This is a genomic window from Pseudomonas sp. GW821-FHT10C09 (assembly GCF_059415465.1).
The window spans coordinates 29,716-52,122 of record NZ_JBWKNG010000009.1 but is presented as its reverse complement, the minus strand read 5'-3'; the positions used below and the strand labels follow the sequence as shown (position 1 = coordinate 52,122).

Here is a 22,407-nt window from a genome sequence, read left to right as displayed (position 1 = left end):
TTATTCCCGTTTGAACGGGGCCCATAACGATCAAGGATGATCCATGTCGCTGCCTGCCGTTACACCGGTTTCCCCTGCGGAACTGGAAGCTCGTTTACGTTTGCACCGTTTACCGGAACTCGGCCCGGCGCGTTTCAAGAAGCTGCTCGAAGCCTTCGGCTCGGCGTCCAAAGCCATCAGTGCGCCGGCCAGTGCCTGGCGTTCGCTGGGCTTGCCGGTGGCGTGCGCCGAGGCTCGCCGCGCCAATGAAGTGCGCGATGGCGCCAGCCACGCATTGGCCTGGCTAGAGCGTCCGGGCCAGCATTTACTGATGTGGGACCAGCCTGACTACCCGGCGCTGCTGGCAGAAATCAGCGATGCGCCGCCGCTGTTGTTCGTAGCGGGCGATCCGGGAATTCTGGAAAAACCGCAACTGGCGATGGTCGGCAGTCGCCGCGCTTCACGGCCGGGCATGGACACCGCTGCCGCATTTTCCCGCAGCTTGGCGGGCGCCGGTTTCGTCATCACCAGCGGGCTGGCGCTGGGCATTGATGCGGCCGCGCATCAAGCCGCACTGGATGTGGGCGGGCAAACGGTCGGTGTACTTGGCACGGGACTTGAAAAGTTTTATCCACAGCGCAATCGACGACTGGCCGACGCCATGATTGCGTCGGGCAGTGCGGTGCTTTCGGAGTTCCCGCTGGACGCCGGCCCCACCGCCAGCAACTTCCCCCGGCGCAATCGAATCATCAGCGGTTTGTCGCTTGGTGTGCTGGTGGTTGAAGCGAGTGTGGCGAGTGGTTCGTTGATCACCGCGAGGCTGGCGGCGGAGCAAGGTCGGGAGGTGTATGCGATTCCTGGATCGATCCATCATCCTGGCGCCAAAGGCTGTCATCAGTTGATCCGGGACGGCGCGATGCTGGTGGAGACCATCGACCATATCCTCGAAGCCTTGCGCGGCTGGCAACAGTTACCGTTGTACAGCGAGGCGCCTTCGGTGACCCATCCGTTGCTCATGCTGTTGCACGCGGCCCCGCACACCAGCGAAGCGTTGTCCGTCACCAGCGGCTGGGCCTTGCCCAAAGTGCTGGCGGCGTTGACCGAGCTGGAAATGGATGGCCGCGCCGTTTGCGAAAGCGGGCGCTGGTTTGCGCGGGTGAGCTAGGTTTTATAAAGAAGATCGGTAAACTGCGCAGAGCCTTATTCCGGAGAGTTTTTCATGGTCAACAGTTGGCGTGTGCAACAAGCCGCGCAAGCCGTTCGCGCAGGGGCGGTGATTGCCTATCCAACCGAAGCGGTCTGGGGGCTGGGTTGCGACCCGTGGGACGAAGAAGCGGTGTATCGTCTGTTGATGCTCAAGGGTCGGTCTATGGAGAAGGGCCTGATTCTGGTTGCCGACAACATTCGTCAGTTCGACTTCCTCTTCGAAGACTTCCCGGAACTGTGGATGGATCGCATGGCCAGTACCTGGCCTGGGCCTAACACTTGGCTGGTGCCGCATCAGAATCTGTTGCCGCAGTGGATCACCGGGGTCCATGAAACCGTTGCGTTGCGGGTCAGCGACCATCCGCTGGTGCGGGATTTATGCGCCATTGTCGGGCCCTTGGTGTCGACTTCGGCCAATCCGCAGGGACGGCCGGCGGCGCGCACGCGGCTTCGCGTGGAGCAGTATTTCCGCGGAGAGCTGGATTTCGTGTTGGGAGGGAACCTGGGAGGGCGCAAGAACCCGAGCGTTATCCGGGATCTCGCGACCGGCCACGTTGTGCGCCAGGGCTGACACCCAGCAGACCTGTGGCGAGGGAGCTTGTCGGAACGCCGCATCGCTGGCGGGAGCAAGCTCCCTCGCCACAGTTTGGTGTTATGGCAGCAAAACTGTCGAACCAGTAGTGCGCCGTGCCGACAACTCGGTCTGCGCCTTCGCCGCATCAGCCAGCGGATACGTGTGACTGATGTCCACGTGCAGCTTCGCGCTGATGATCATCTCAAACAGCTCATCCGCCATCCGCTGCAGGTTCTCGGCATTGTTGGCGTAAGTCCCGAGCGTCGGCCGGGTCACGTACAGCGAACCCTTCGCCGCCAGTATCCCCAGATTCACCCCATCCACTGCGCCGGACGCATTCCCGAAGCTCACCACCAACCCGCGGGCCGCTACGCTATCGAGCGACGTCAGCCAGGTGTCTTTGCCGACGCCGTCGTACACCACCGGCACCTTCTTGCCGTCGGTCAATTCCAGTACGCGTTGTGCGACGTTTTCATGGCTGTAGTCGATGGTCGCCCAGGCACCGTTGGCCTTGGCCAGTGCGGCTTTCTCCGGGGAGCTGACCGTGCCGATCAACTTCACACCCAGCGCCTTGGCCCATTGGCAGGCCAGCGAACCGACACCCCCGGCGGCGGCGTGGAACAGCACGGTTTCGCCACCCTTGAGTTCATAGGTCTGACGCAGCAGGTACTGCACGGTCAGGCCCTTGAGCATCACCCCGGCCGCCGTTTCGAAGCTGATTGCCTCTGGCAGCAGCACCAGATTGGCCTCGGGCAAGACGTGAACGTCGCTGTAGGCACCCAAAGGGCCGCTGCCGTAAGCCACGCGATCACCGACCTTGAAGCGGGTCACTGCGCTGCCCACCGCTTCGACGATGCCCGCGCCTTCCGAACCCAGGCCAGACGGCAAGGCCGGCGGCGGATAAAGGCCGCTGCGGTAATAGGTGTCGATGAAATTCAGGCCGATGGCCTTGTTGGCGACGCGGACTTGCTGCGGGCCCGGCTCGGCGGGTTGGTAATCGACATACTCAAGCACTTCGGGGCCGCCATGGGCGCGGAACTGGATTCGCTTTGCCATCAGAACTCTCCTTAGGTCATTTGCCAAGCTCCCTATCGGACTCCTAACCCTGATCTTCGTCAACTGCGGTGGAGCAAGGTGCAGTGTTATCCTACGCAGCAATTTGCCGCCGGCCATTGATGGCCGCGTAGCTTTGCCCGATTCAAGGTGATGACATGACAACCCGCACCGAGGCCGTAAAAGCCTACCTGCTCGACCTGCAAGACCGCATTTGCGCGGCCCTCGAAGCCGAGGATGGCGGCACACGTTTCGTCGAAGACGCCTGGATCCGGCCGGCCGGTGGTGGCGGTCGCACGCGAGTGATCGAAAACGGCGCGGTGATCGAAAAGGGCGGCGTCAACTTTTCCCACGTCTTCGGCAGCGGTCTCCCACCGTCCGCCAGCGCTCATCGGCCAGAATTGGCCGGCCGGGGCTTCGAAGCCCTCGGCGTGTCGCTGGTGATTCACCCGCACAACCCGCATGTGCCGACGTCCCACGCCAACGTGCGCTTTTTCATCGCTGAAAAAGAAGGTGAAGAACCGGTCTGGTGGTTCGGCGGCGGTTTCGACCTGACCCCTTATTACGGCAATGAAGCAGACTGCGTGCACTGGCACCGCGTCGCCGAGCAGGCCTGTGCGCCGTTCGGTCCGGATGTCTATTCGCGCTACAAAGCCTGGTGCGACAGCTATTTCCACATCAAGCATCGCCACGAGCCGCGCGGCATCGGCGGCCTGTTTTTCGATGATTTGAACGAGTGGGACTTCGACACCAGCTTCGCCTTCATGCGCGCCATCGGCGACGCGTACATCGACGCTTACCTGCCAATCGTGCAACGCCGCAAAAACGATGCGTTCACCGCCAAGCAGCGTGAATTCCAGGAATTCCGTCGTGGCCGTTACGTCGAATTCAACCTGGTCTACGACCGTGGCACCTTGTTCGGCCTGCAATCGGGCGGGCGTACCGAGTCGATCCTGATGTCGCTGCCGCCGCAAGTGCGTTGGAGCTATGACTGGAAAGCCGAACCGGGCAGTGAAGAAGCTCGCCTGACCGAATACTTCCTGCAAGACCGCGATTGGTTGGCCGAGGCCTGAACGAGGAGTTCTGATGGACCGTTACGTCGTATTCGGTAACCCGATTGGTCACAGCAAGTCGCCGCTGATCCACCGTTTGTTCGCTGAGCAAACGGCTCAGCAACTGGACTACAGCACCTCGCTGGCGCCGCTCGACGACTTTTCCGACTTCGCCCGGGCGTTTTTCCGCGAAGGTCGCGGCGCCAATGTGACGGTGCCGTTCAAGGAAGATGCCTTTCGCCTGGCCGACAGCCTGACGGAACGCGCGCAACGAGCTGGCGCGGTGAACACCTTGAGCAAACTCGCCGATGGCAGCCTGCTGGGTGACAACACCGATGGCGCCGGGCTGGTGCGGGACCTGACGGTCAACGCCGGTTTCAGCCTCAAGGGCAAACGCATTCTGCTGCTGGGCGCGGGCGGCGCGGTGCGTGGGGCGTTGGAACCCTTGCTGGCCGAGCAGCCGGCGTCGGTGATCATCGCCAATCGCACGGTGGAAAAAGCCGAGTTGCTGGCGGAATTGTTCGCGGACCTGGGGCCGGTGTCGGCCAGTGGTTTCGATTGGTTGAAGGAATCGGTGGACCTGATCATCAACGCGACGTCGGCGAGCCTGTCGGGCGATGTGCCGCCGATTGCCGGCAGCTTGATCGAGCCGGGCAAGACCGTTTGCTACGACATGATGTATGGAAAGGAACCGACTTCGTTCTGTCGCTGGGCCACGGAACAGGGCGCGGCAGTGTCGATGGATGGTTTGGGCATGCTCGCTGAGCAAGCGGCGGAAGCCTTCTTCCTGTGGCGCGGTGTGCGTCCGGACACGGCGCCGGTCCTTGCCGAACTCCGCCGCCAGCTGACGCTGTAATTAATGTGGGCGAGCCTGCTCGCGAAAGCGCAGTGTCAGTCGAAACTGATTTACCTGACACGCCGCCTTCGCGAGCAGGCTCGCTCCCACAGGGGATCTGCGCAATGGCGGATCAATCCTCGAACCTGATCGGGCACTTCTCCGCCCCTTCCAGCTTCCTCAACTCCTCCACCACCTGCGGCCGTGCGCGGCGCAGTGTCAGGCTGCGATCCTGCTTGAGCAGTCGCCGCGCTTCCTGATGCAACATCTCCACCCCTGAATAATCGATAAAGTTGATTTGCTGCGCTTCGATCACCACGCGCGCACCGTGCAGGCGTTGCAGGCGCACTTGCAGGTAATGGCTGGCGCCGAAAAAGATCGAACCACCCACCCGCAGGATGTCTTCATCCCCTTCGCGGGAATGCTGCACCCGCGGTTGTGAGGTGCGCTTGAGGTAGAAGAACAACGAAGCGAGCACCCCGGCATAAATCGCCGTCTGCAATTCCAGCAGTAACGTGGCGACACAGGTCAGCGCCATCACCACGAATTCCGCGCGGCTGACGCGCAACAGCGCACGTATGCCGCGATGATCCACCAGACCCCAGGCGATCAGCAGAATGCTGCCGGCCATGGCCGGGATCGGGATGTGAGCGATCAGCCCGGCGCCGAAAATCGCGAACAGCGCGACCCACACGGCCGAGAACACCCCGGCCATCGGTGAGCAGGCGCCGGCTTCGTAACTCAAGCCCGAACGTGTGAAGGATCCTGCTGACAGCGAACCGGAAAAAAACGCCCCGACGATGTTCGACAGGCCTTGGGCGCGGACTTCCTGATTGGCGTCGAGCAATTGCTGCGAGCGGGCCGACAAGGAGCGGGCAATCGACAGGCTGGTCACCAACCCCAGCATGCCCACCGCCACTGCGCTCGGCAGCAGACGCAGGATCAGGTCCAGATCCAGCGGCACGGGGCTGAACGGCGGCAAACGCCCGACAAAGGCGCTGACCAACTTTACATGGCCGAACATCGATGGCCACAGCCACACTATCAACCCGGCGAGGACCAGCGTGATCAACAATGTCGGCCAGCGAGGCAGCAACATCTTCAGCACCACGCCGACGACGACCGTCGCCAGGCCGAGCACCAACGACGGTTTATCCAAGTCACCGAGGTGCTTGAACAACATCAGGAAGCTGTCCAGCGCCGTGGCCTGGCTGGGCAAATCCAATCCCAGCAAGTTCGGCAACTGCCCGATGGCAATCACCACCGCCGCGCCCAGGGTGAAACCCAGCACCACCGAATGCGAGACGAAATTCACCAGGGCACCGAACCGCAGCATGCCCAGCAGCCATTGGAAAATACCGGCCAGCAGCGTCAGCAGCAGGATCAGTGTGATGTAGTCCTGTGACGCGGGGACGGCCAGCGGACTGACGCTGGCGAACAGGACAATGGAAATCGCCGCCGTGGGACCGCAGATCAAATGCCACGATGAACCCCACAGGCAGGCGATCAACACCGGGATGATCGCGGCGTACAAGCCGTATTCCGGTGGGAGACCGGCGATCAATGCGTAGGCAATGGACTGCGGCAACGCGAGAATCGCCCCGCTGAGGCCGACGATCAGGTCACGCCCGACGCTGGCGCGGGTTTGCCGGGGCAACCAACTGAGGAAGGGGAAGAGTGAATGGCGGCTGGGGAAGGCCATGGGTCCTCTCGGGTGGGGTTTTGGCGCAAGGGTAGCAGGACAGATGCCGATTGTTCCCTCTGTGGGAGCGAGCCTGCTCGCGAATGCGGAATGTCAGTCGACATAAATATCGGATCTGACGGCCCCTTCGCGAGCAGGCTCGCTCACACATGGGGTCAGAGTTTGGCTTTGACCGCCGCCAGCGCATCCTTGCCATCCGCTGTCTTCACGCCCTCCAGCCACTTGTCCAGCACCGCCGGATTGGCCTTGATCCACGCCTTGGCCGCGTCCGCATTGCTGACCTTCTTGTTCACCACCTCGGCCATGATGCTGTTCTCCATGTCCTGGGTGAAACTCAGGTTGGTCAGCAGTTTGCCCACGTTCGGGCAGGCTTCGGCGTAGCCCTTGCGGGTCAGGGTATGCACGCTGCCGGTGTCGCCGAAGTACTTCTCGCCGCCCTTCAGGTAATGCATTTTCAGCTGCACATTCATCGGGTGCGGGGTCCAGCCGAGGAACGTCACGAACTTCTGTTTCTTCACGGCGCGAGACACTTCGGCCAGCATCGCTTGCTCGCTGGACTCGACCAGTTTCCATTGGCCCATGTCGAAGTCGTTCTTCTTGATGATTTGCTGCAACGAGATGTTTGCTGGCGCGCCCGAACCGATGCCGTAGATCTTCTTGTCGAATTTATCAGCGTATTTGTTCAGGTCGGCAAAGTTATGTACACCCGCGTCCCACACGTAGTCGGGAACGGCGAGGGTGAACTCGGTGCCGTCGAGGTTCTTCGCCAACTGCGTGACATCGCCGGTGGCTACGAATTTGTCGTAGAAGCCCTGCTGCGCCGGCATCCAGTTACCCAGAAACACGTCGACCTGACCATCCTTCAACCCACCGAAGGTGATCGGCACCGCGAGGGTGTCGACCTTGGCCTTGTAGCCCATGCCATCCAGCAGAAACCCGGTGATGGCGTTGGTCGCGGCGATGTCGCTCCAGCCAGGGTCGGCCATTTTCACCGTCTCGCAGCTTTGATCGGCAAAGGCCGATGCGCTGCCCAGAGCCAAAAGCCCGACCGTCAATACTGTGGATAACTTTTGCATGGACTTCCCCTTGAGATTATTGGTTTTGGCAGGGTTGTGGATAACGTGCTTTGCGCTCCAGATCATCGAGGTCGATGTGGTTGCGCATGTACTGCTGACTGGCGTCCACCAGCGGCTGGTGATCCCAGCTCTTCAGCTTGCCGATGGTCAACGCCTCGGCAACGAAACGTCGGCGCCGCTGGCTGGCGAGCACTTGTTGGTGAATCGCCGGGATGTTCCATTTGGTGCGTGCTTCGGCCAGAAATTCTTCGAAAAGCGAACGATGTTGCGGCGATTGGCTGAGTTCCTCCAATTCGCGCGGGTCGTTGTGTACGTCGAAGAGTAGACAGGGGTCGTCTTCGCTGTAGATGAATTTGTAAGCGCCGCGACGGATCATCATCAACGGACTGATGGTGCCTTCGGCCATGTATTCGCCGAACACTTCGTCATGACCGCCCTGCCCTTGCAAGTGCGAAACCAGTGAGCGGCCGTCCAGCGGCAAACCCGGTTCCAGCGCTCCACCGGCCAGTTCCACGAAGGTCGGCAACAGGTCGGCGGTGGACACGGCGGCGCTGACCCGCCCTGCCCCGAACTGCCCCGGCGCACTTATCAACAGGGGCACGCGGGCGGCCATTTCGTACCAGTGCATTTTGTACCAGAGGCCGCGCTCGCCGAGCATGTCGCCATGGTCACCGGAGAATACGATGATCGTGTCGTCGATCAGACCGGTTTCCTCAAGTGTTTGCAGGAGTTTGCCGACGTTGATGTCGATATAGCTGCATGCACCGAAATAGGCACGGCGTGCATCGCGAATCTTATCCACAGGCAACGGTTTATCCCACAGGTCGTAAACCTTGAGCAAACGCTGGGAATGCGGATCGAGTTCAGTCTGTGGCGGGGTTTCAGGCAACGGAATGTCGGCATCGTCGTACATATCCCAGAAAGCCTTGGGGATCGTGTACGGATCGTGCGGGTGTGTCATCGAAACGGTCAGGCAAAACGGCTGGTCGCCGTCCTCGCGGATGTGATCGAACAGGTATTGCTGAGCCTTGAACACCACCTCCTCGTCGAAATCCAGCTGATTGGTGCGCACGCACGGCCCGGCTTGCAGCACCGACGACATGTTGTGGTACCAGGTCGGACGCACGTCCGGCTCATCCCAATTCACGGCCCAACCGTAGTCGGCCGGGTAGATGTCGCTGGTCAGGCGTTCTTCGTAGCCGTGGAGTTGGTCCGGGCCGCAGAAGTGCATCTTGCCCGACAGTGCGGTGCGGTAACCGAGGCGACGCAGGTAATGGGCATAGGTCGGCACGTCGGCGGGGAAATCGGCCGCGTTATCGTAGGCGCCGATCTTGCTCGGCAATTGGCCGCTGACCAGGGTAAAACGCGACGGCGCGCACAGCGGGCTGTTGCAATAAGCGGCGTCGAACACCACGCCTTCGGCGGCGAGGCGGCTCAGATTCGGCAGTTTGATCGGCGAAGGACCGTAGAACGGCAACATTGGCGCGGCCATTTGATCGGCCATGATGAAAAGAATGTTCTTGCGCTTCATGTGATCGCGGCATTCCATAGTGAATATTTATGCGAGAGTGCTGCGACCGAGCATGTTACCCATGCACTTTGCGGTAAAGCCCATGCCAGGCAATGACTAGGATTAGCCCAGCTTATGTATGACGCCCTTGGTGATCTGTCGCTCGACCTGCTTCGTGCCTTTGAAGCGGCCGCCCGTCATCGCAGCTTCACTGCGGCGGCGGTGGAGCTTGGCACGACGCAGCCGGCAGTCAGCCAGCAGATCAAGCGATTGGAGGAGCAACTCGCGACGCGGTTGTTTGACCGCATTTATCGCGGGATCGAATTGACAGAGGCCGGGACGATTCTTTTTGAGCAAATTCAGCTCGGTTTGCAGAATATCGACGCAGGATTGAGCGCGATCAGCGCACAGCAGCAACATGAAGTGCTACAAGTCGCGACCGATTTCGCCTTCGCCGCCTATTGGTTGATGCCGCGTCTGCACCGTTTTCACCAAGCCAATCCTCGGGTGGACGTCAGCCTCGTCACCAGCGAGCGCAATCACAACATGTTGCGCACCGATATCGATGTGGCGGTGTTGTTCGGGGACGGACGCTTCAAGCAGGGTGAAAGCCATTGGCTGTTCAGCGAAGAAGTGTTTCCGGTGTGCAGCCCTCTGTTGCTCAAGGATCGTTCCCAACCCTTGCCTGCACAGTCGTTGCTGGAGTTTCCGCTGCTTCATTTGAGGGGTGAAAACAGCAGTAACTGGTTCGACTGGAGCGGTGTGTTTCGCGAGTTGGGGATAACGTCGGCGCCTGCACCGGGACAGCTGCGCTTCGACAATTACACCCTATTGATTCAAGCGGCGATTGGCGGACAAGGCGTAGCGATTGGCTGGCGGCACCTTGTGGATAACTTGCTGGCGCAAGATTTGTTGTGCCGGCCGATTGCCGAGACGGTTATTTCCAGGCTGGGTTATTACGTGGTCCTGCCCCAGCGAAAACGGCGTGGGGCATTGATTCAACAGTTTGTGGACTGGTTGATGGAGGAACAGGCCGGTAGCGCGCAATCGTTGAATGGCCTGCCGTTGCCCTTTATTGCTGTTTAGTGTCAGCCGCGATGAAGTTCACGTGCTCGCCCACATGCAGGTTCAGATGCAGTTCATCGGCGATCCCTACGGCCACGCGGTTCAACCGTTGCAGCGGTTCGGCCAGGCCCGATTCAAGGCTGTCGCTGACATGGCTGAAGTGCTCGATCGTCAGGCCGGACACACCGCGCGGCGCATTGACCAGCGTCCAGCGCAACGTACTGTTTTGCAGCGCTTCGCGGATTTCTTCGGCGGCATGGCGTTGCAATCGATCTTCTATTTCCGGGTCGTCCAGCAATTCAAAATCACCTACCAGAAACAGCCGCGCAATGCCCGCCGCCTGCATGCCTTCGATCAACGCATCCACGGCCAGCACTTGCTCGACCGGGCCTGGAATGATGGTTTTTTCAATGTATTCGCTGTTGAACGGTAACCCTGGCGCGTCCAGTAAACAGATGACCACTGAACACCCCGCCACACTTTGTTTAACGCGCTCCGCTTCAAACAGGTCGCCGGTTTTTGTTCGCAAGCCTGGGCGTGGCGCCAGCGCCGTGAGGTCGTCCAGAATGGCGATCACTTCATGTTGGCGCCGCAGCATTTCAGCCATCAGCGCACTGCCCAGGCTGCTCATGGCACCATAAAGCACCACTTTTATCACTGGGGTTTCGGCATTTTTCATGGCTGAAGTTCCTTGTTTCCTACGTATATGGTGTGTGACCTGTAGGAAACGGTGAGGGTTCGACCGGGTTTCAGAGGGATTCAGATGCAGCAGATCAAGGGCTATCACGCCCATGTGTATTTCGACGCCAGCACCATCGAGCAGGCGCGAGCGTTGTGTGAAGAAGCGGCAAAGGTGTTCGACCTGAAGATGGGCCGCGTACACGAACGCCCCGTCGGCCCGCACCCGGACTGGAGCTGCCAACTGGCGTTCGGGCCGGAGCTCATTGGTGAAGTGCTGCCGTGGCTGGCACTTAACCGCAAGGGCCTGGTGGTGTTCCTGCACCCGGACACGGGCGATGACTTGCTCGACCATACCGAGCACGCGATCTGGATGGGCGCGATCCGGCCACTGGACCTGTCTATTTTCTGATCAGATCGTTTCTTCTGCTTCGCCGGGCAGGTGTTCGTCCAGATGCAGCCACGGCAAGCGGTTGTCGGTCCATATATGCCGCTCGGCTGGCGCCAGCTCTGGATGGTCGAAGGTGGCGATGGTGACGTCGATGGTCTCGGGACTGAGGGGGTTCATGAACGCCAGTTGCGCCCCGCAGTTCGAGCAGAAACTGCGCACGCCGGTTGACGAAGACTGGTACTGCGCGGGCGTGCCTTTCGTCCATTGAAAGGCTGGCGTGGGCACGGTGATCCAGGTGGTGACGATCCCGCCGCTGACCCGTCGGCAAATCGAACAATGGCAGTGGGCGATGTCGTGCAGCGGCCCGCTGAATTGATAGCGCAGATGTCCGCAGTGGCAGCCGCCGGTGTGGATGTTGGCCATGCTGTTTCCTCCTGTTGTCTATGTACTGACGCCTTCGCGAGCAGGCTCGCTCCCACATTTGATCTTTGTCGTACACAAAACCCTTGTGGGAGCGAGCCTGCTCGCGAAAGTCGCACCTCGGTCCATCCGCTTAAACCGGTCCGACGACCGGTCGCCCATCCGCTCAATGCTTTCACCGGCGAAAGCTGGCTGAAAGCTTCCCCGATTAGGATCGCCCCCACTGCCGGCAACAGACCGGTTGGCCCATGAGTGTTTTTATCGCTCGCACGGCCCATTTAACAACAACAATGGTGATCCTGATGTCCTTTGCTACCCGCCGCTTCGCTGTCACTCCGCCCGTACGCCTCGTGCTTCCTGTTCTGCGCTGACCCAACCGGTTCGCCCATTTCCCCTAGCCGCGCTACGCCTGGAGTATTCCCATGCTGACTTTCCTTGGCTTTGCCATGGTCATCACGTTCATGTTCCTGATCATGACCAAGCGCCTGTCCGCGCTGATCGCCCTGATCATCATCCCGATCATCTTTGCCCTGTTCGGCGGTTTTGCGCCGAAGATCGGCCCGATGATGCTCGAAGGCATCACCAAGCTCGCGCCGACCGGCGTGATGCTGATGTTCGCCATTCTGTACTTCGCCCTGATGATCGACTCCGGCCTGTTCGACCCGGCCGTGCGCAAGATCCTCAAACTGGTCAAGGGCGACCCGCTGAAAGTTTCGGTCGGCACCGCCGTACTGGCGCTCGTCGTTTCCCTCGATGGGGACGGCGCGACCACTTATATGATCTGCGTGGCCGCCATGCTGCCGCTCTACAGCCGCATCGGCATGAGCCCGCGGATCATGGCCGGCCTGATCATCCTCGCCGGTGGCGTGATGAACATGACCCCATGGGGTGGTCCGACCGCCCGTGCGGCCAGCGCACTGCATGTCGACCCATCCGACATTTTCGTGCCGATGATTCCGGCGATGCTAGCTGGTGTGGTGGCGATCCTGGCGATTGCCTACTTCTACGGTAAGCGCGAGCGTGCGCGTCTGGGTGAATTGCACCTGGCCGGCGATGAAATCGACCACAGTGAAATCAGCGTTTCGCAGTTCCCTGATGCCCGTCGTCCGAAGCTGATCTGGTTCAACGGTTTGCTGACCCTGGCCCTGATGTGCACCCTGATCGCCGGCCTGTTGCCGCTGCCGGTGCTGTTCATGGTGGCGTTCAGTATCGCGATGATTGTCAACTATCCTTGCCTGCAAATGCAGAAGGACCGCGTTGCGGCTCACGCCGGTAGCGTGTTGTCGGTGGTCGGCCTGATCTTCGCTGCCGGCATCTTCACCGGTATCCTGTCCGGCACCGGCATGGTCGACGCGATGTCCAAAAGCCTGCTGGGGGTTATCCCGGATTTCCTCGGCCCGTACCTGGCCGTGATCACTGCGCTGGTAAGCATGCCGTTCACATTTTTCATGTCGAACGACGCATTTTATTACGGCGTGTTACCAGTACTTGCCGAAGCCGCCAGCCATTACGGTATAACCGCAGTGGAAATGGCACGTGCCTCGATCGTCGGTCAGCCCGTCCACTTGCTGAGCCCGCTGGTACCATCGACCTATTTGTTGGTGGCCCTGGCCGGTATTGAATTCGGTGACCATCAGCGCTTTACCCTGAAATGGGCCGTGCTGGTGTGCATGTGCATACTGGTTGCAGCGTTGCTGATGGGGATTTTTCCGCTGTTCAGCACTCTATAACCAAAGACTCACCATGACGGGTCCGGTCTTCGCCGTTTGAAGCCCGGGCCTTTCGTGGTTTAACACATCCTCAAAGGAATACACATGGAATGGCTGACCAACCCTGAAATCTGGGTTGCCTTCTTTACCCTGACCGCCCTGGAAATCGTCCTGGGTATCGATAACATCATCATGATTTCGATCCTGGTCAGCCGCATGCCCAAGCACATGCAGGCGCGCACCCGGATTTTCGGTCTGGCCCTGGCCATGATCACGCGGATCCTGTTGCTGCTGTCGATCACCTGGGTCATGCGCCTCACGGCCGACCTGTTCGTGGTGTTCGGCCAGGGTATTTCCGGGCGAGACCTGATCCTGTTCTTCGGTGGTCTGTTCCTGCTGTGGAAGAGCTCGCAAGAGATGTACCACGCGCTGGAAGGTGAAGACGAAACCAACGAAGAGCCGAGCGGCAAGGGCGGCAACTTCCTCTACACCATCATCCAGATCGCGATCATCGACATCGTGTTCTCGCTGGATTCGGTGATCACCGCCGTCGGCATGGTCTCCCATGTTCCGGTCATGGTCGCCGCGATCGTCGTGGCCGTGCTGGTGATGATGTGGGCTTCCGGCACCATCAGCGAGTTCATCGACAAGCACCCGTCGCTGAAGATGCTGGCGCTGTCGTTCCTGCTAATCGTCGGTACCGTGCTGATTGCCGAATCCTTCGACGTGCACGTGCCAAAAGGCTACGTCTACTTCGCCATGGCGTTCTCGCTGGCGGTTGAAGCGATCAACATCAAGATGCGCACTGCCATCGCGAAAAAGAAAAAACAGCAAGATCCGGTGAAACTGCGCAAGGACGTTCCGGGCCAATAACCCCGGCGTCACTGCACAACCTGTGGGAGCGAGCTTGCTCGCGAAGGCGGTCTTTCAGTCAACAACACTGTTGAATGTGAAGGCCCCTTCGCGAGCAGGCTCGCTCCCACATTTGTTTTGTGCAGTCCAAAAACCTGCTCTTTTTTCCACCGCTCCATAAAACTGTTTTCATGACAGTTTTGTTTCATTCACCTCTTTAGCTGTGCAATGCTGGCGCCCAGACCGTTAGCCAACTACAGCTAAAGTACAGAACGTAGAAAAACGCGCGGTACCGTCAATTTGCCCCTCTGGGGCGCGACCACCACAGGGGGCCTTTATGCTCACCCTGCTCAATTTGTTATCGGCCGTGGCCTTGTTGATCTGGGGCACACACATCGTCCGAACCGGCATCCTGCGGGTTTACGGCACCAACCTGCGCCATGTGATTGGCCAGAACATGTCCAAACGCTGGCTGGCGTTTATTGCCGGCATCGTGGTGACGGCGATGGTGCAGAGCAGTAACGCCACCGCCATGCTCGTCACTTCGTTTGTCGGTCAGGGCCTGATGGCGCTGACCCCGGCGCTGGCGACCATGCTCGGCGCTGATGTCGGTACGGCGCTGATGGCGCGGGTGCTGACGTTCGATTTGTCATGGCTGTCGCCGTTGCTGATCTTTGTCGGGGTGATTTTTTTCCTGTCGCGCAAACAGACGCGGGTCGGGCAGATGGGCCGGGTCTGCATCGGGCTGGGCCTGATCATTCTGGCGCTGCAACTGATCGTCGAAGCCGCCGGGCCGATCACCCATGCGCAAGGGGTGAAGGTGATCTTCGCCTCACTGACCGGCGACATCCTGCTCGATGCCTTGATCGGCGCGCTGTTCGCAATGGTCTCCTATTCGAGTCTCGCGGCTGTCCTGCTGACCGCGACGTTGGCCGGCGCGAATGTGATCAGCCTGCCCGTGGCCATCGGCCTGGTGATTGGCGCCAACATCGGCAGTGGCGTCCTCGCGTTCCTCAGCACCAGCATGCAGAACGCCGCTGGCCGCCAGGTTGCGCTCGGTAGTCTGTTGTACAAGCTGATTGGTTTGCTGCTGATCATCCCGGTGCTGGATCCGCTGGTGCACTGGATGGATAGCCTGGACTTCAGCCCGCAGGAAATGGTCATTGGCTTCCACTTGCTCTACAACACCGCGCGTTGCCTGATCCTGCTGCCGAGCGTGGGGGTGATGGCCCGGTTGTGCGCCTGGTTGCTGCCGGAGCGGCCGGAGGTCAACGGAATGGCCAAACCCCGGCACCTTGACCCGACCGCGCTGGTCACACCGAGCCTGGCGCTGGCGAATGCGGCGCGGGAAACCCTGCGCATGGGCGATCTGATCGACAACATGCTCGAAGCGATGCTCGATGTGCTGCGCGGCAAGCAAACCGCCGTGACCCAGGAAATGCGCCGCCTGACCGATGATGTCGAAGCGCTCTATAGCGCGATCAAGCTCTATCTGGCGCAAATGCCCCGTGAAGACCTCAGCGACCAGGACAGCCGGCGCTGGGCAGAAATCATTGAATTGGCGATCAACCTCAAACTCGCCAGCGACCTGATCGAACGCATGTTGCGTAAGGTTCAGCAGCAGAAAACCTCGCAGCGCCGGTCTTTTTCCGAGGTGGGGCTGGAGGAATTGGCAGGGCTGCACAGTCAGCTAATCTCCAATCTGCGCTTGGGGTTGTCCGTATTCCTGAGTGCCGACAAGGAAAGTGCCCGCCAGTTGTTGCGGGAAAAACGTCGCTTTCGCGCACAGGAAAGGCGTCTGGCCCATGCCCATGTCAGCCGGTTGCAACGTAAGATTGTGCAAAGTATCGAGACCAGTTCGCTGCACCTGGAACTGATTGCCGACATGAAACGTTTGAATTCGCTGTTTTGCAGCAGCGCGTATGTGGTGCTGGAGACGTCTGATACGGGAGCGTTGTCGGTCGACGATTTGGCGGACATCACGCATTCGCCTTGAACGTCTGGCTGTGTGGTCAGTCAGTTACATGGGTTCCGGCTTAAAAGCATCGTCGGAACGCCGCCCGGAGCAAGCTCGCGATGGCTGCCCGGAAAGCGACACGGATCTCCAATCAGCCGTATGGAAACCTGTTATGCGTTGTCTGTTGTTCGCGTGTTTGTTGCTCGGTTCACTTCCTTCGTTTGCCCTGGATCGTTTTCAGGTCGAGGGCTATACGCTGCCCAATGGCCTGCAATTGCTGCTCAAGCCGGGCGCTGACCGCGGGCATGTGGCGATTCGTCTGGTGGTCGGGGTTGGCCTGGATGATTTCAATTGCGCCGACAAAGAACTGCCCCATCTGCTCGAACACTTGTTGTTCAGCGGCATCGACGCCACCGGCGAAGGTGGCCTGGAAGAGCGCATGCAGGCGCTGGGTGGCGAGTGGAACGCTTACACCAGCAACGCCGACACCACGTTCGTCATCGAAGCCCCGGCGAAAAACCAGCGCAAGGTCCTCGACCTGTTGCTGGCGCTGCTGACCCAGACCCGCATCGACGACAACGCCATCAACGCCGCCAAGCAAGTGGTCGAGCGTGAAGACGGCGGTCATTACACGCACCTGCAACGTTGGCTGGATCGCCAGGACCTTGGCCATACGGCCAGCAATCAACTGGCGGTGGAGCTGGGCCTCAAATGCCCGCAGCGCGCCGAAGTCGATCACCTGACCCGCGAACAACTGGATAAGGTGCGCAAGCTCTGGTACGCACCCAACAACATGACCCTGATCATGGTCGGTGACCTCGACCGGTTGCTGCCGGCCTATCTGGAACGGGCCTGGGGTGAGCTGGTGGCGGTCGACCCGAGCGAACACTTGCCCCTGCCGGAAATTCGCTCCAGTGCCGCTCATGAGCGCACGTTGAGCAGTGGCTTTGTCGGCGATGGTGCCAAGTTGCACTGGCTGGTGCCGGAGCCGGTGCTGGAGGACGAGCACGACGAGACGTTCGACCTGCTCAAGGACTATCTGGACTGGGCGCTGTATCGCCAGATGCGTCTGGTCCATGGCTTGTCCTACGGGCCTTCGGCGGAACGCGAGTTGTTTGGCGGTGTGGGCTTCATGAGCCTGAACGCCGACCTTGAGCGCGATGATGTGCCCCAGGCTGGGCAGGTCCTTGAGGAGTTGAAAGCGCAGTTGCTCAGGGACGGTCTCGACGCCGACACCTTCAACCGTCTTAAGCAGGCGGCCATCGCCCGTCAGGCCTGGGCCGTGCAAGGCAATAGCGCGCTGGCGGATTATTACTGGAGTGCCCTTGGCGACTATGAAGACGGGCGCTTCGCCGATCCGGCGAGGGAACTGCAAGGCGTGACGCTGGAGGAAGCGAACAAGGCGTTGCGTGAGTTGCTGCTGCAGCCTGGGTATCTGCGGATCGAGAAGCCGCTGATGGGTGATGACCAGGTGATGTGGGTGATTGGCGGCGTGTTGGGGTTGTTGATTCTCGGCTTATTGGGCTGGCGCATTCACCGCAGACAGTAACCAGTAACAAGCCCCTGCGGCAGCCAAGGATTTTGTGGTGAGGTGGGCCCCCGGCGGGTAACCTGTCGAGGATATTTCCTACGACGAATGTGAACCGCCGAATGCCGATCCTGACCCAATACGTCCAGCGCATCCTGGAATTGATGAAGCGCTATCCAGGGGTCATTGCGCTCGGTGGTTTCATCTCCGGTGTCGGCAGTTTCATCCTGGTGGATCGCCAACAAGGCCTGGCGACCTGGATCACCATCATCATGGTGCTCAGCTGGGTCTGGCTGATGCTGGAAAACAGTCTCACCCAGCTGTTCACCAAAATCTTCAAGCGCGAGATTCCCCAGCCACTGCTGCGTTACGCCACGCAGATGATCCACCAGGAAAGCCTGTTCTTCGTCCTGCCGTTCTTTTTCATCACCACCACCTGGAACAGCGGCCAGTTGTTTTTCACCGGGCTGTTGAGCATCGCCGCGCTGATTTCCATCATCGACCCGCTCTACTACAAATGGCTGGCGCCCCGTCGCTGGGCGTTCCTGGCGCTGCATACCCTGACGCTGTTCGCGGCGTTGCTGACCGCCCTGCCCGTCATCATGCACCTCACCACGTCCCAGAGTTTCAAACTGGCGCTGGGGATCGCCGTGCTGCTGTCGTTCCCGAGCCTGGCGTCGATCTTCCCGATCCGCACCGTGCGCAACGCCTTGGCGATCCTCAGTATCACCCTGGGCATCGGCGCCCTCGGTTGGGTCCTGCGTTCGTGGGTGCCGCCGGCGACGTTGTGGATGACTGACGTGGCAATCAGCACGCAAATGCAGGACCGCACCCCCGGCAAAAGCCTGGATGAGGTCACGGCCGAGCAGATTCGTGGCGGCGGGCTGTATGCCTACACCGCGATCAACGCCCCGCGCGGTCTGGATGAGCGGATTTATCACGTGTGGCAGTTCGACGGCAAAGAGGTCGACCGCATCCCGCTGGACATCCACGGCGGACGCAAGGAAGGCTACCGCGCCTGGACCCACAAACAGAATTTCCCGGGCAACCCGGCGGGCAAATGGCAGGTCCGGGTGTTGACCGAAGACGGCCAGGTTATCGGCGTGCTGCGCTTCATCGTCACGGACAGCACACCGACCAAAGAAAAGTAATGCGGTTCGTGCTATTACGTAGTTCTGCGTATTAACCGAACAAGCACGGAGCTTATGACCAGCAGCACAATGGCCGGCAATGCCCAACTGGACGACTCTCACTCCCCTGCTCAGCTGCGGGTGACGGGTGACTGGACGCTTGCCCATTACGCCGATCTCAAGACCTTGTGCGAAAAGCTTCGCGGTCAATACGACGACAACACTCACATCGATCTCAACAGTCTGGGCGCCCTCGACACCGCGGGTGCCTCATTGCTGGTCGAACTGTTGGGGACCGAGCGCCTCGGCCGGTCCGCCGAACACCCCGATTGCACCCTGTCCACCGCCGATCGCGCCCTGTTGCAGACCATCTACCGCTCGATGACTGATTTCTGTGTGCCGATCAAGGAACCGGAAATCAGCGTCAGCATTCAATTGCTGACCCGCATTGGCCGCGCCGTGGATACGGTTTGGCAGGACACCCTGCAACTGTTGGGGTTCGTCGGGCTGATTATCGAAACCATCGCCCGCAGCCTGTTTCAACCCAAGCGTTGGCGCATCACGCCAATGGTCGCGCACATCGAACAAACCGGCCTCGACGCCGCTCCCATCGTCGCCCTGCTGACCTTTTTGGTGGGCGCGGTGGTGGCGTTTCTCGGGGCGACGGTGTTGGCCAGTTTTGGCGCCACGGTATTCACCGTGGACCTGGTGGCCTTTTCCTTCCTGCGCGAATTCGCGGTGCTGTTGACGGCGATCCTGATGGCCGGGCGCACCGCCAGTGCGTTCACCGCGCAGATCGGTTCGATGAAGGCCAACGAAGAAATCGACGCCATCCGCACCCTGGGCCTCGACCCGATGGAGTTGCTGGTGGTGCCGCGTGTTCTGGCGCTGCTGGTCGCCTTACCGATGCTGACCTTTCTGGCGATGCTCTCGGGGATTATTGGCGGCGGCGTGGTCTGTGCGGTGTCGCTGGATATTTCGCCGGCGATGTTCCTCTCGCTGCTGCAATCGGACATCGGGGTTCAGCATTTTCTGGTGGGGATCGTCAAAGCACCGATTTTCGCCTTCCTGATCGCCTCGATTGGCTGCCTTGAAGGTTTCAAAGTCAGCGGCAGCGCGGAGTCGGTCGGTGCACACACCACGTCCAGCGTGGTCCAGTCGATTTTCGTAGTGATCGTGCTCGACGCCGTGGCCGCGCTGTTTTTCATGGAGATGGGCTGGTGAGTCGTTTACCCCGAGCGCCTTCCGAGGCGGTGATCGAAGTCCGTGGGCTGTGCAATCGCTTTGGCAGTCAAAGCGTGCACGAAAACCTCGACCTCGATTTGTACAAAGGTGAAATTCTCGCCGTGGTCGGCGGTTCCGGCAGCGGTAAATCGGTGCTGCTGCGCAGCATTGTCGGCCTGCGTCGGCCCAACGAAGGTGACGTGCGGGTCTTCGGTAAAAACCTGCCGACCTTGTCCGAGCAGGAGCGCTCGAAGGTTGAACGGCGTTTCGGCGTGCTGTTCCAGCAAGGCGCCCTGTTCTCTTCGCTGACCGTGACCGAAAACGTTGCCCTGCCCTTGATCGAGCACGCCGGCCTCAGTCGTGAAGACGCCGAGCACCTGGCGGCGGTCAAACTGGCGCTGGCCGGGCTGCCGCTGTCGGCCGCCGACAAGTACCCCGCTTCGCTGTCCGGCGGCATGATCAAGCGGGCGGCATTGGCCCGTGCGTTGGCGCTGGACCCGGACATCCTGTTTCTCGACGAACCCACGGCCGGCCTCGACCCGATTGGCGCGGCGGCGTTTGATCAATTGATCCTGACCCTGCGCGATGCGCTGGGTCTGAGTGTTTTCCTGGTGACCCACGACCTCGACACGCTCTACACCATCACCGACCGTGTGGCGGTGCTGGCGCAGAAGAAAGTGCTGGTGGCGGACGCCATCGACAAGGTGTCGGAAACCGACGACGCGTGGATTCACGAATACTTCCATGGCCCTCGCGGCCGCGCGGCGCTGACGGCCGCTCAACAGTTGAATGAGGTCTGACATGGAAACCCGAGCCCATCATGTATTGATCGGCCTGTTCACCGTGATTGTGGTGGCGGGCGCCCTGCTCTTCGGCTTGTGGCTGGCCAAGTCCAGCGTCGACACCGAGTTCAAGGATTACGAAGTGGTCTTCAACGAGGCGGTCAGCGGCCTGTCCAAAGGCAGTTCGGTGCAGTACAGCGGGATCAAGGTCGGCGACGTGGTGACATTGCGCCTGGACCCGAAAGACCCGCGCCGGGTGCTGGCGCGGATTCGTCTGGGCGGTGACACCCCGGTCAAGGAAGACACCCAGGCCAAACTGGCACTGACCGGCGTCACTGGGACCTCGATCATCCAGCTCAGCGGCGGCACTCCGCAGAGCCCGGCGCTCAAGGGCAAGGACGGCAACCTGCCGACCATCGTCGCCTCGCCCTCACCCATCGCTCGCCTGCTCAATGACAGCAACGACCTGATGGCCGGCGTGAACACGCTGATGCATAACGCCAACCTGTTGTTCTCCACAGAAAACGTCGACCGCATCAGCAACACCCTGGAGCACCTGGAACAAACCACTGGGGCGATTGCCGATCAGCGCGGCGATATCCGTCAGGCGATGCAGCAACTGGCGTCCGTGGGCAAGCAAGCCAACAACATGCTGGAGCAGACCACGGCGCTGATGCGCAATGCCAACGGCCTGCTCAATGATCATGGCAAGGACGCGTTGGGCAGCGCCGAGCAGGCGATGAAGTCGCTGCAGCAGAGCACCGCGACGATCAACAAGTTGCTCGCCACCAATCAGGATTCGCTCAACAGCGGCATGCAGGGCCTCAATGGCCTGGCCCCGGCGGTTCGCGAGCTACGAGAAACCCTGACCTCGTTGCGCGCCATCTCACAACGCCTCGAAGAAAACCCCAGTGGTTACCTGTTGGGCAGTGACAAGAACAAGGAATTCACGCCATGAAGCTGACTCGTATCGCCCTCCTCGCCGGCTTCACGCTGATCAGTTCGTGCTCGATCCTGCCCAAGCCCGAGCCGTTCGATGTTTATCGATTGCCGTCGACCCAGAGCCACGCGTCGGCCAGTCATGGCACGCCGCAACGCTGGTCGCTGCGTCTGACCAAGTTCCAGGCCAGTGATGTGTTGAAGAGCCCGAACATCGCAGTGATTCCCCAAGGCGATGTGATCAGCAGCTACAAGGGCTCGCGTTGGAGCGATCCGGCACCGGTGCTGCTGCGCAATCGTCTGTTGGATGGTTTTCAGCAGGATGGTCGGGTGCCGCTGTTGAGCACCGATGACAGCATTTTCCAGACAGATCTGGAGCTGGGTGGGCATTTGCAAGCGTTTCAGACGGAGTATCAAGGCACGACCGCCACTGTGGTCGTAAGCCTGGATGCCTTGCTGGTGCGCAGCTATGACCAGCACATCCTCGCCAGCCGTCGCTTCGAAGTGCGCCAGCCACTGAGCGATGTGAAAGTCCCCGCAGTGGTCGCCGGGTTTGGCCAGGCAAGCGACCAATTGACGGCGCAGGTGGTGAATTGGGCGGTTGAGCAAGGGCAGAAAGTCGAGCTGCCAGCAAGACCTTAAAGCCAATGCACAACCAAATGTGGGAGCGAGCCTGCTCGCGAAGGGGGCCGCACATTCAACATCTATGTTGATTGGCACACCACTTTCGCGAGCAGGCTCGCTC

21 protein-coding genes are annotated in these 22,407 nt (G+C 60.4%); 15 read left to right on the top strand and 6 right to left on the bottom strand.

The features are described from left to right. The first annotated feature begins 43 nt into the window (after nt 1-43). Together dprA and tsaC are read left to right on the top strand one after the other, a co-directional pair. Nucleotides 44-1,144 carry a DNA-processing protein DprA gene (gene dprA / locus AC07N8_RS11040; RefSeq protein WP_483841533.1) on the top strand — a complete coding sequence of 367 codons (1,101 nt, stop codon included), beginning with the start codon at nt 44-46 and terminating at the stop codon, nt 1,142-1,144. 54 nt (nt 1,145-1,198) lie between these two features. Further along, nucleotides 1,199-1,756, top strand: coding sequence for an L-threonylcarbamoyladenylate synthase type 1 TsaC (gene tsaC / locus AC07N8_RS11035; RefSeq protein ID WP_483841532.1), 558 nt, complete (start codon nt 1,199-1,201; stop codon nt 1,754-1,756). An 81-nt stretch (nt 1,757-1,837) separates the two neighbouring features. Here the strand turns inward: tsaC and AC07N8_RS11030 are convergent, their stop codons facing one another. Further along, nucleotides 1,838-2,815, bottom strand: a complete 978-nt coding sequence (locus AC07N8_RS11030) for an NADPH:quinone reductase (protein ID WP_483841531.1) — start codon at nt 2,813-2,815, stop codon at nt 1,838-1,840. A gap of 155 nt (nt 2,816-2,970) precedes the next feature. Between AC07N8_RS11030 and hemF the strand changes: the two genes are divergently transcribed. After that, a complete protein-coding gene (gene hemF / locus AC07N8_RS11025) occupies nt 2,971-3,885 on the top strand; it encodes an oxygen-dependent coproporphyrinogen oxidase (protein ID WP_483841530.1) in 915 nt (304 codons plus the stop codon). Between the two features lie 13 nt (nt 3,886-3,898). Beyond that, nucleotides 3,899-4,720, top strand: coding sequence for a shikimate dehydrogenase (gene aroE / locus AC07N8_RS11020; RefSeq protein ID WP_483841529.1), 822 nt, complete (start codon nt 3,899-3,901; stop codon nt 4,718-4,720). A 112-nt stretch (nt 4,721-4,832) separates the two neighbouring features. On the opposite strand, the gene AC07N8_RS11015 is transcribed toward aroE, so the two are convergent. The 3 genes from AC07N8_RS11015 to betC form a co-directional block, all read right to left on the bottom strand. Next, entirely contained in the window at nt 4,833-6,401 is a 1,569-nt protein-coding gene (locus tag AC07N8_RS11015; RefSeq protein WP_483841528.1) for a SulP family inorganic anion transporter, read from the bottom strand. A 155-nt stretch (nt 6,402-6,556) separates the two neighbouring features. Beyond that, a complete protein-coding gene (choX, locus tag AC07N8_RS11010) occupies nt 6,557-7,477 on the bottom strand; it encodes a choline ABC transporter substrate-binding protein (RefSeq protein WP_493143648.1) in 921 nt (306 codons plus the stop codon). A gap of 16 nt (nt 7,478-7,493) precedes the next feature. Next, entirely contained in the window at nt 7,494-9,008 is a 1,515-nt protein-coding gene (gene betC / locus AC07N8_RS11005) for a choline-sulfatase (protein ID WP_493143650.1), read from the bottom strand. A gap of 114 nt (nt 9,009-9,122) precedes the next feature. Here betC and AC07N8_RS11000 point away from each other — a divergent pair, with 114 nt between their 5' ends. After that, nucleotides 9,123-10,073 carry a choline sulfate utilization transcriptional regulator gene (locus tag AC07N8_RS11000; RefSeq protein ID WP_493143652.1) on the top strand — a complete coding sequence of 317 codons (951 nt, stop codon included), beginning with the start codon at nt 9,123-9,125 and terminating at the stop codon, nt 10,071-10,073. Here AC07N8_RS11000 and AC07N8_RS10995 read toward each other — a convergent pair. Further along, complete coding sequence (locus AC07N8_RS10995) at nt 10,060-10,731, bottom strand: NAD(P)-dependent oxidoreductase (RefSeq protein ID WP_493143654.1); 672 nt, start codon at nt 10,729-10,731, stop codon at nt 10,060-10,062. The two genes, AC07N8_RS11000 and AC07N8_RS10995, sit on opposite strands and share 14 nt — an antisense overlap. An 84-nt stretch (nt 10,732-10,815) precedes the next feature. On the opposite strand from AC07N8_RS10995, the gene AC07N8_RS10990 reads away from it, so the two are divergent. Beyond that, entirely contained in the window at nt 10,816-11,142 is a 327-nt protein-coding gene (locus AC07N8_RS10990) for a DOPA 4,5-dioxygenase family protein (RefSeq protein ID WP_493143658.1), read from the top strand. On the opposite strand, the gene AC07N8_RS10985 is transcribed toward AC07N8_RS10990, so the two are convergent. After that, nucleotides 11,143-11,544, bottom strand: a complete 402-nt coding sequence (locus AC07N8_RS10985; RefSeq protein WP_493143661.1) for a GFA family protein — start codon at nt 11,542-11,544, stop codon at nt 11,143-11,145. It lies immediately after the preceding gene. Nucleotides 11,545-11,963: 419 nt separating this feature from the next. Here AC07N8_RS10985 and AC07N8_RS10980 point away from each other — a divergent pair, with 419 nt between their 5' ends. From AC07N8_RS10980 to AC07N8_RS10940, 9 genes are all read left to right on the top strand, one after another. Next, nucleotides 11,964-13,271 carry a CitMHS family transporter gene (locus tag AC07N8_RS10980; protein WP_123433261.1) on the top strand — a complete coding sequence of 436 codons (1,308 nt, stop codon included), beginning with the start codon at nt 11,964-11,966 and terminating at the stop codon, nt 13,269-13,271. Nucleotides 13,272-13,355: 84 nt separating this feature from the next. Continuing rightward, nucleotides 13,356-14,123, top strand: coding sequence for a TerC family protein (locus AC07N8_RS10975; RefSeq protein ID WP_483841521.1), 768 nt, complete (start codon nt 13,356-13,358; stop codon nt 14,121-14,123). Nucleotides 14,124-14,439: 316 nt separating this feature from the next. After that, nucleotides 14,440-16,098 (top strand): Na/Pi cotransporter family protein, encoded by a 1,659-nt coding sequence (locus tag AC07N8_RS10970; RefSeq protein ID WP_483841516.1) that lies wholly within the window; start codon nt 14,440-14,442, stop codon nt 16,096-16,098. Nucleotides 16,099-16,231: 133 nt separating this feature from the next. Further along, nucleotides 16,232-17,608: a M16 family metallopeptidase gene (locus AC07N8_RS10965; RefSeq protein WP_493143664.1), complete on the top strand. Its 1,377-nt coding sequence runs from the start codon at nt 16,232-16,234 to the stop codon at nt 17,606-17,608. 101 nt (nt 17,609-17,709) lie between these two features. Next, nucleotides 17,710-18,738: a DUF5924 family protein gene (locus tag AC07N8_RS10960; protein ID WP_493143666.1), complete on the top strand. Its 1,029-nt coding sequence runs from the start codon at nt 17,710-17,712 to the stop codon at nt 18,736-18,738. Nucleotides 18,739-18,792: 54 nt separating this feature from the next. Then, on the top strand, nt 18,793-19,941 hold the full coding sequence (locus AC07N8_RS10955; RefSeq protein ID WP_493143668.1) for an ABC transporter permease: 1,149 nt from the start codon (nt 18,793-18,795) through the stop codon (nt 19,939-19,941). After that, nucleotides 19,938-20,741 carry an ABC transporter ATP-binding protein gene (locus AC07N8_RS10950; RefSeq protein WP_489334935.1) on the top strand — a complete coding sequence of 268 codons (804 nt, stop codon included), beginning with the start codon at nt 19,938-19,940 and terminating at the stop codon, nt 20,739-20,741. Before AC07N8_RS10955 ends, AC07N8_RS10950 begins: the two co-directional genes overlap by 4 nt. Before the next feature lies 1 nt (nt 20,742). Next, nucleotides 20,743-21,681 carry an MlaD family protein gene (locus tag AC07N8_RS10945; RefSeq protein WP_483841512.1) on the top strand — a complete coding sequence of 313 codons (939 nt, stop codon included), beginning with the start codon at nt 20,743-20,745 and terminating at the stop codon, nt 21,679-21,681. Beyond that, complete coding sequence (locus AC07N8_RS10940; RefSeq protein WP_483841511.1) at nt 21,678-22,304, top strand: ABC-type transport auxiliary lipoprotein family protein; 627 nt, start codon at nt 21,678-21,680, stop codon at nt 22,302-22,304. Before AC07N8_RS10945 ends, AC07N8_RS10940 begins: the two co-directional genes overlap by 4 nt. The last annotated feature ends 103 nt before the right edge of the window (nt 22,305-22,407 follow it).

What these genes read in the sequence shown, in the direction of transcription:
- dprA (WP_483841533.1), top strand. Translation starts at nt 44, where the DNA reads ATGTCGCTGCCTGCCGTTACACCGGTTTCCCCTGCGGAACTGGAAGCT.
- tsaC (WP_483841532.1), top strand. Translation starts at nt 1,199, where the DNA reads ATGGTCAACAGTTGGCGTGTGCAACAAGCCGCGCAAGCCGTTCGCGCA.
- AC07N8_RS11030 (WP_483841531.1), bottom strand. Translation starts at nt 2,815, where the DNA reads ATGGCAAAGCGAATCCAGTTCCGCGCCCATGGCGGCCCCGAAGTGCTT.
- hemF (WP_483841530.1), top strand. Translation starts at nt 2,971, where the DNA reads ATGACAACCCGCACCGAGGCCGTAAAAGCCTACCTGCTCGACCTGCAA.
- aroE (WP_483841529.1), top strand. Translation starts at nt 3,899, where the DNA reads ATGGACCGTTACGTCGTATTCGGTAACCCGATTGGTCACAGCAAGTCG.
- AC07N8_RS11015 (WP_483841528.1), bottom strand. Translation starts at nt 6,401, where the DNA reads ATGGCCTTCCCCAGCCGCCATTCACTCTTCCCCTTCCTCAGTTGGTTG.
- choX (WP_493143648.1), bottom strand. Translation starts at nt 7,477, where the DNA reads ATGCAAAAGTTATCCACAGTATTGACGGTCGGGCTTTTGGCTCTGGGC.
- betC (WP_493143650.1), bottom strand. Translation starts at nt 9,008, where the DNA reads ATGAAGCGCAAGAACATTCTTTTCATCATGGCCGATCAAATGGCCGCG.
- AC07N8_RS11000 (WP_493143652.1), top strand. Translation starts at nt 9,123, where the DNA reads ATGTATGACGCCCTTGGTGATCTGTCGCTCGACCTGCTTCGTGCCTTT.
- AC07N8_RS10995 (WP_493143654.1), bottom strand. Translation starts at nt 10,731, where the DNA reads ATGAAAAATGCCGAAACCCCAGTGATAAAAGTGGTGCTTTATGGTGCC.
- AC07N8_RS10990 (WP_493143658.1), top strand. Translation starts at nt 10,816, where the DNA reads ATGCAGCAGATCAAGGGCTATCACGCCCATGTGTATTTCGACGCCAGC.
- AC07N8_RS10985 (WP_493143661.1), bottom strand. Translation starts at nt 11,544, where the DNA reads ATGGCCAACATCCACACCGGCGGCTGCCACTGCGGACATCTGCGCTAT.
- AC07N8_RS10980 (WP_123433261.1), top strand. Translation starts at nt 11,964, where the DNA reads ATGCTGACTTTCCTTGGCTTTGCCATGGTCATCACGTTCATGTTCCTG.
- AC07N8_RS10975 (WP_483841521.1), top strand. Translation starts at nt 13,356, where the DNA reads ATGGAATGGCTGACCAACCCTGAAATCTGGGTTGCCTTCTTTACCCTG.
- AC07N8_RS10970 (WP_483841516.1), top strand. Translation starts at nt 14,440, where the DNA reads ATGCTCACCCTGCTCAATTTGTTATCGGCCGTGGCCTTGTTGATCTGG.
- AC07N8_RS10965 (WP_493143664.1), top strand. Translation starts at nt 16,232, where the DNA reads ATGCGTTGTCTGTTGTTCGCGTGTTTGTTGCTCGGTTCACTTCCTTCG.
- AC07N8_RS10960 (WP_493143666.1), top strand. Translation starts at nt 17,710, where the DNA reads ATGCCGATCCTGACCCAATACGTCCAGCGCATCCTGGAATTGATGAAG.
- AC07N8_RS10955 (WP_493143668.1), top strand. Translation starts at nt 18,793, where the DNA reads ATGACCAGCAGCACAATGGCCGGCAATGCCCAACTGGACGACTCTCAC.
- AC07N8_RS10945 (WP_483841512.1), top strand. Translation starts at nt 20,743, where the DNA reads ATGGAAACCCGAGCCCATCATGTATTGATCGGCCTGTTCACCGTGATT.
- AC07N8_RS10940 (WP_483841511.1), top strand. Translation starts at nt 21,678, where the DNA reads ATGAAGCTGACTCGTATCGCCCTCCTCGCCGGCTTCACGCTGATCAGT.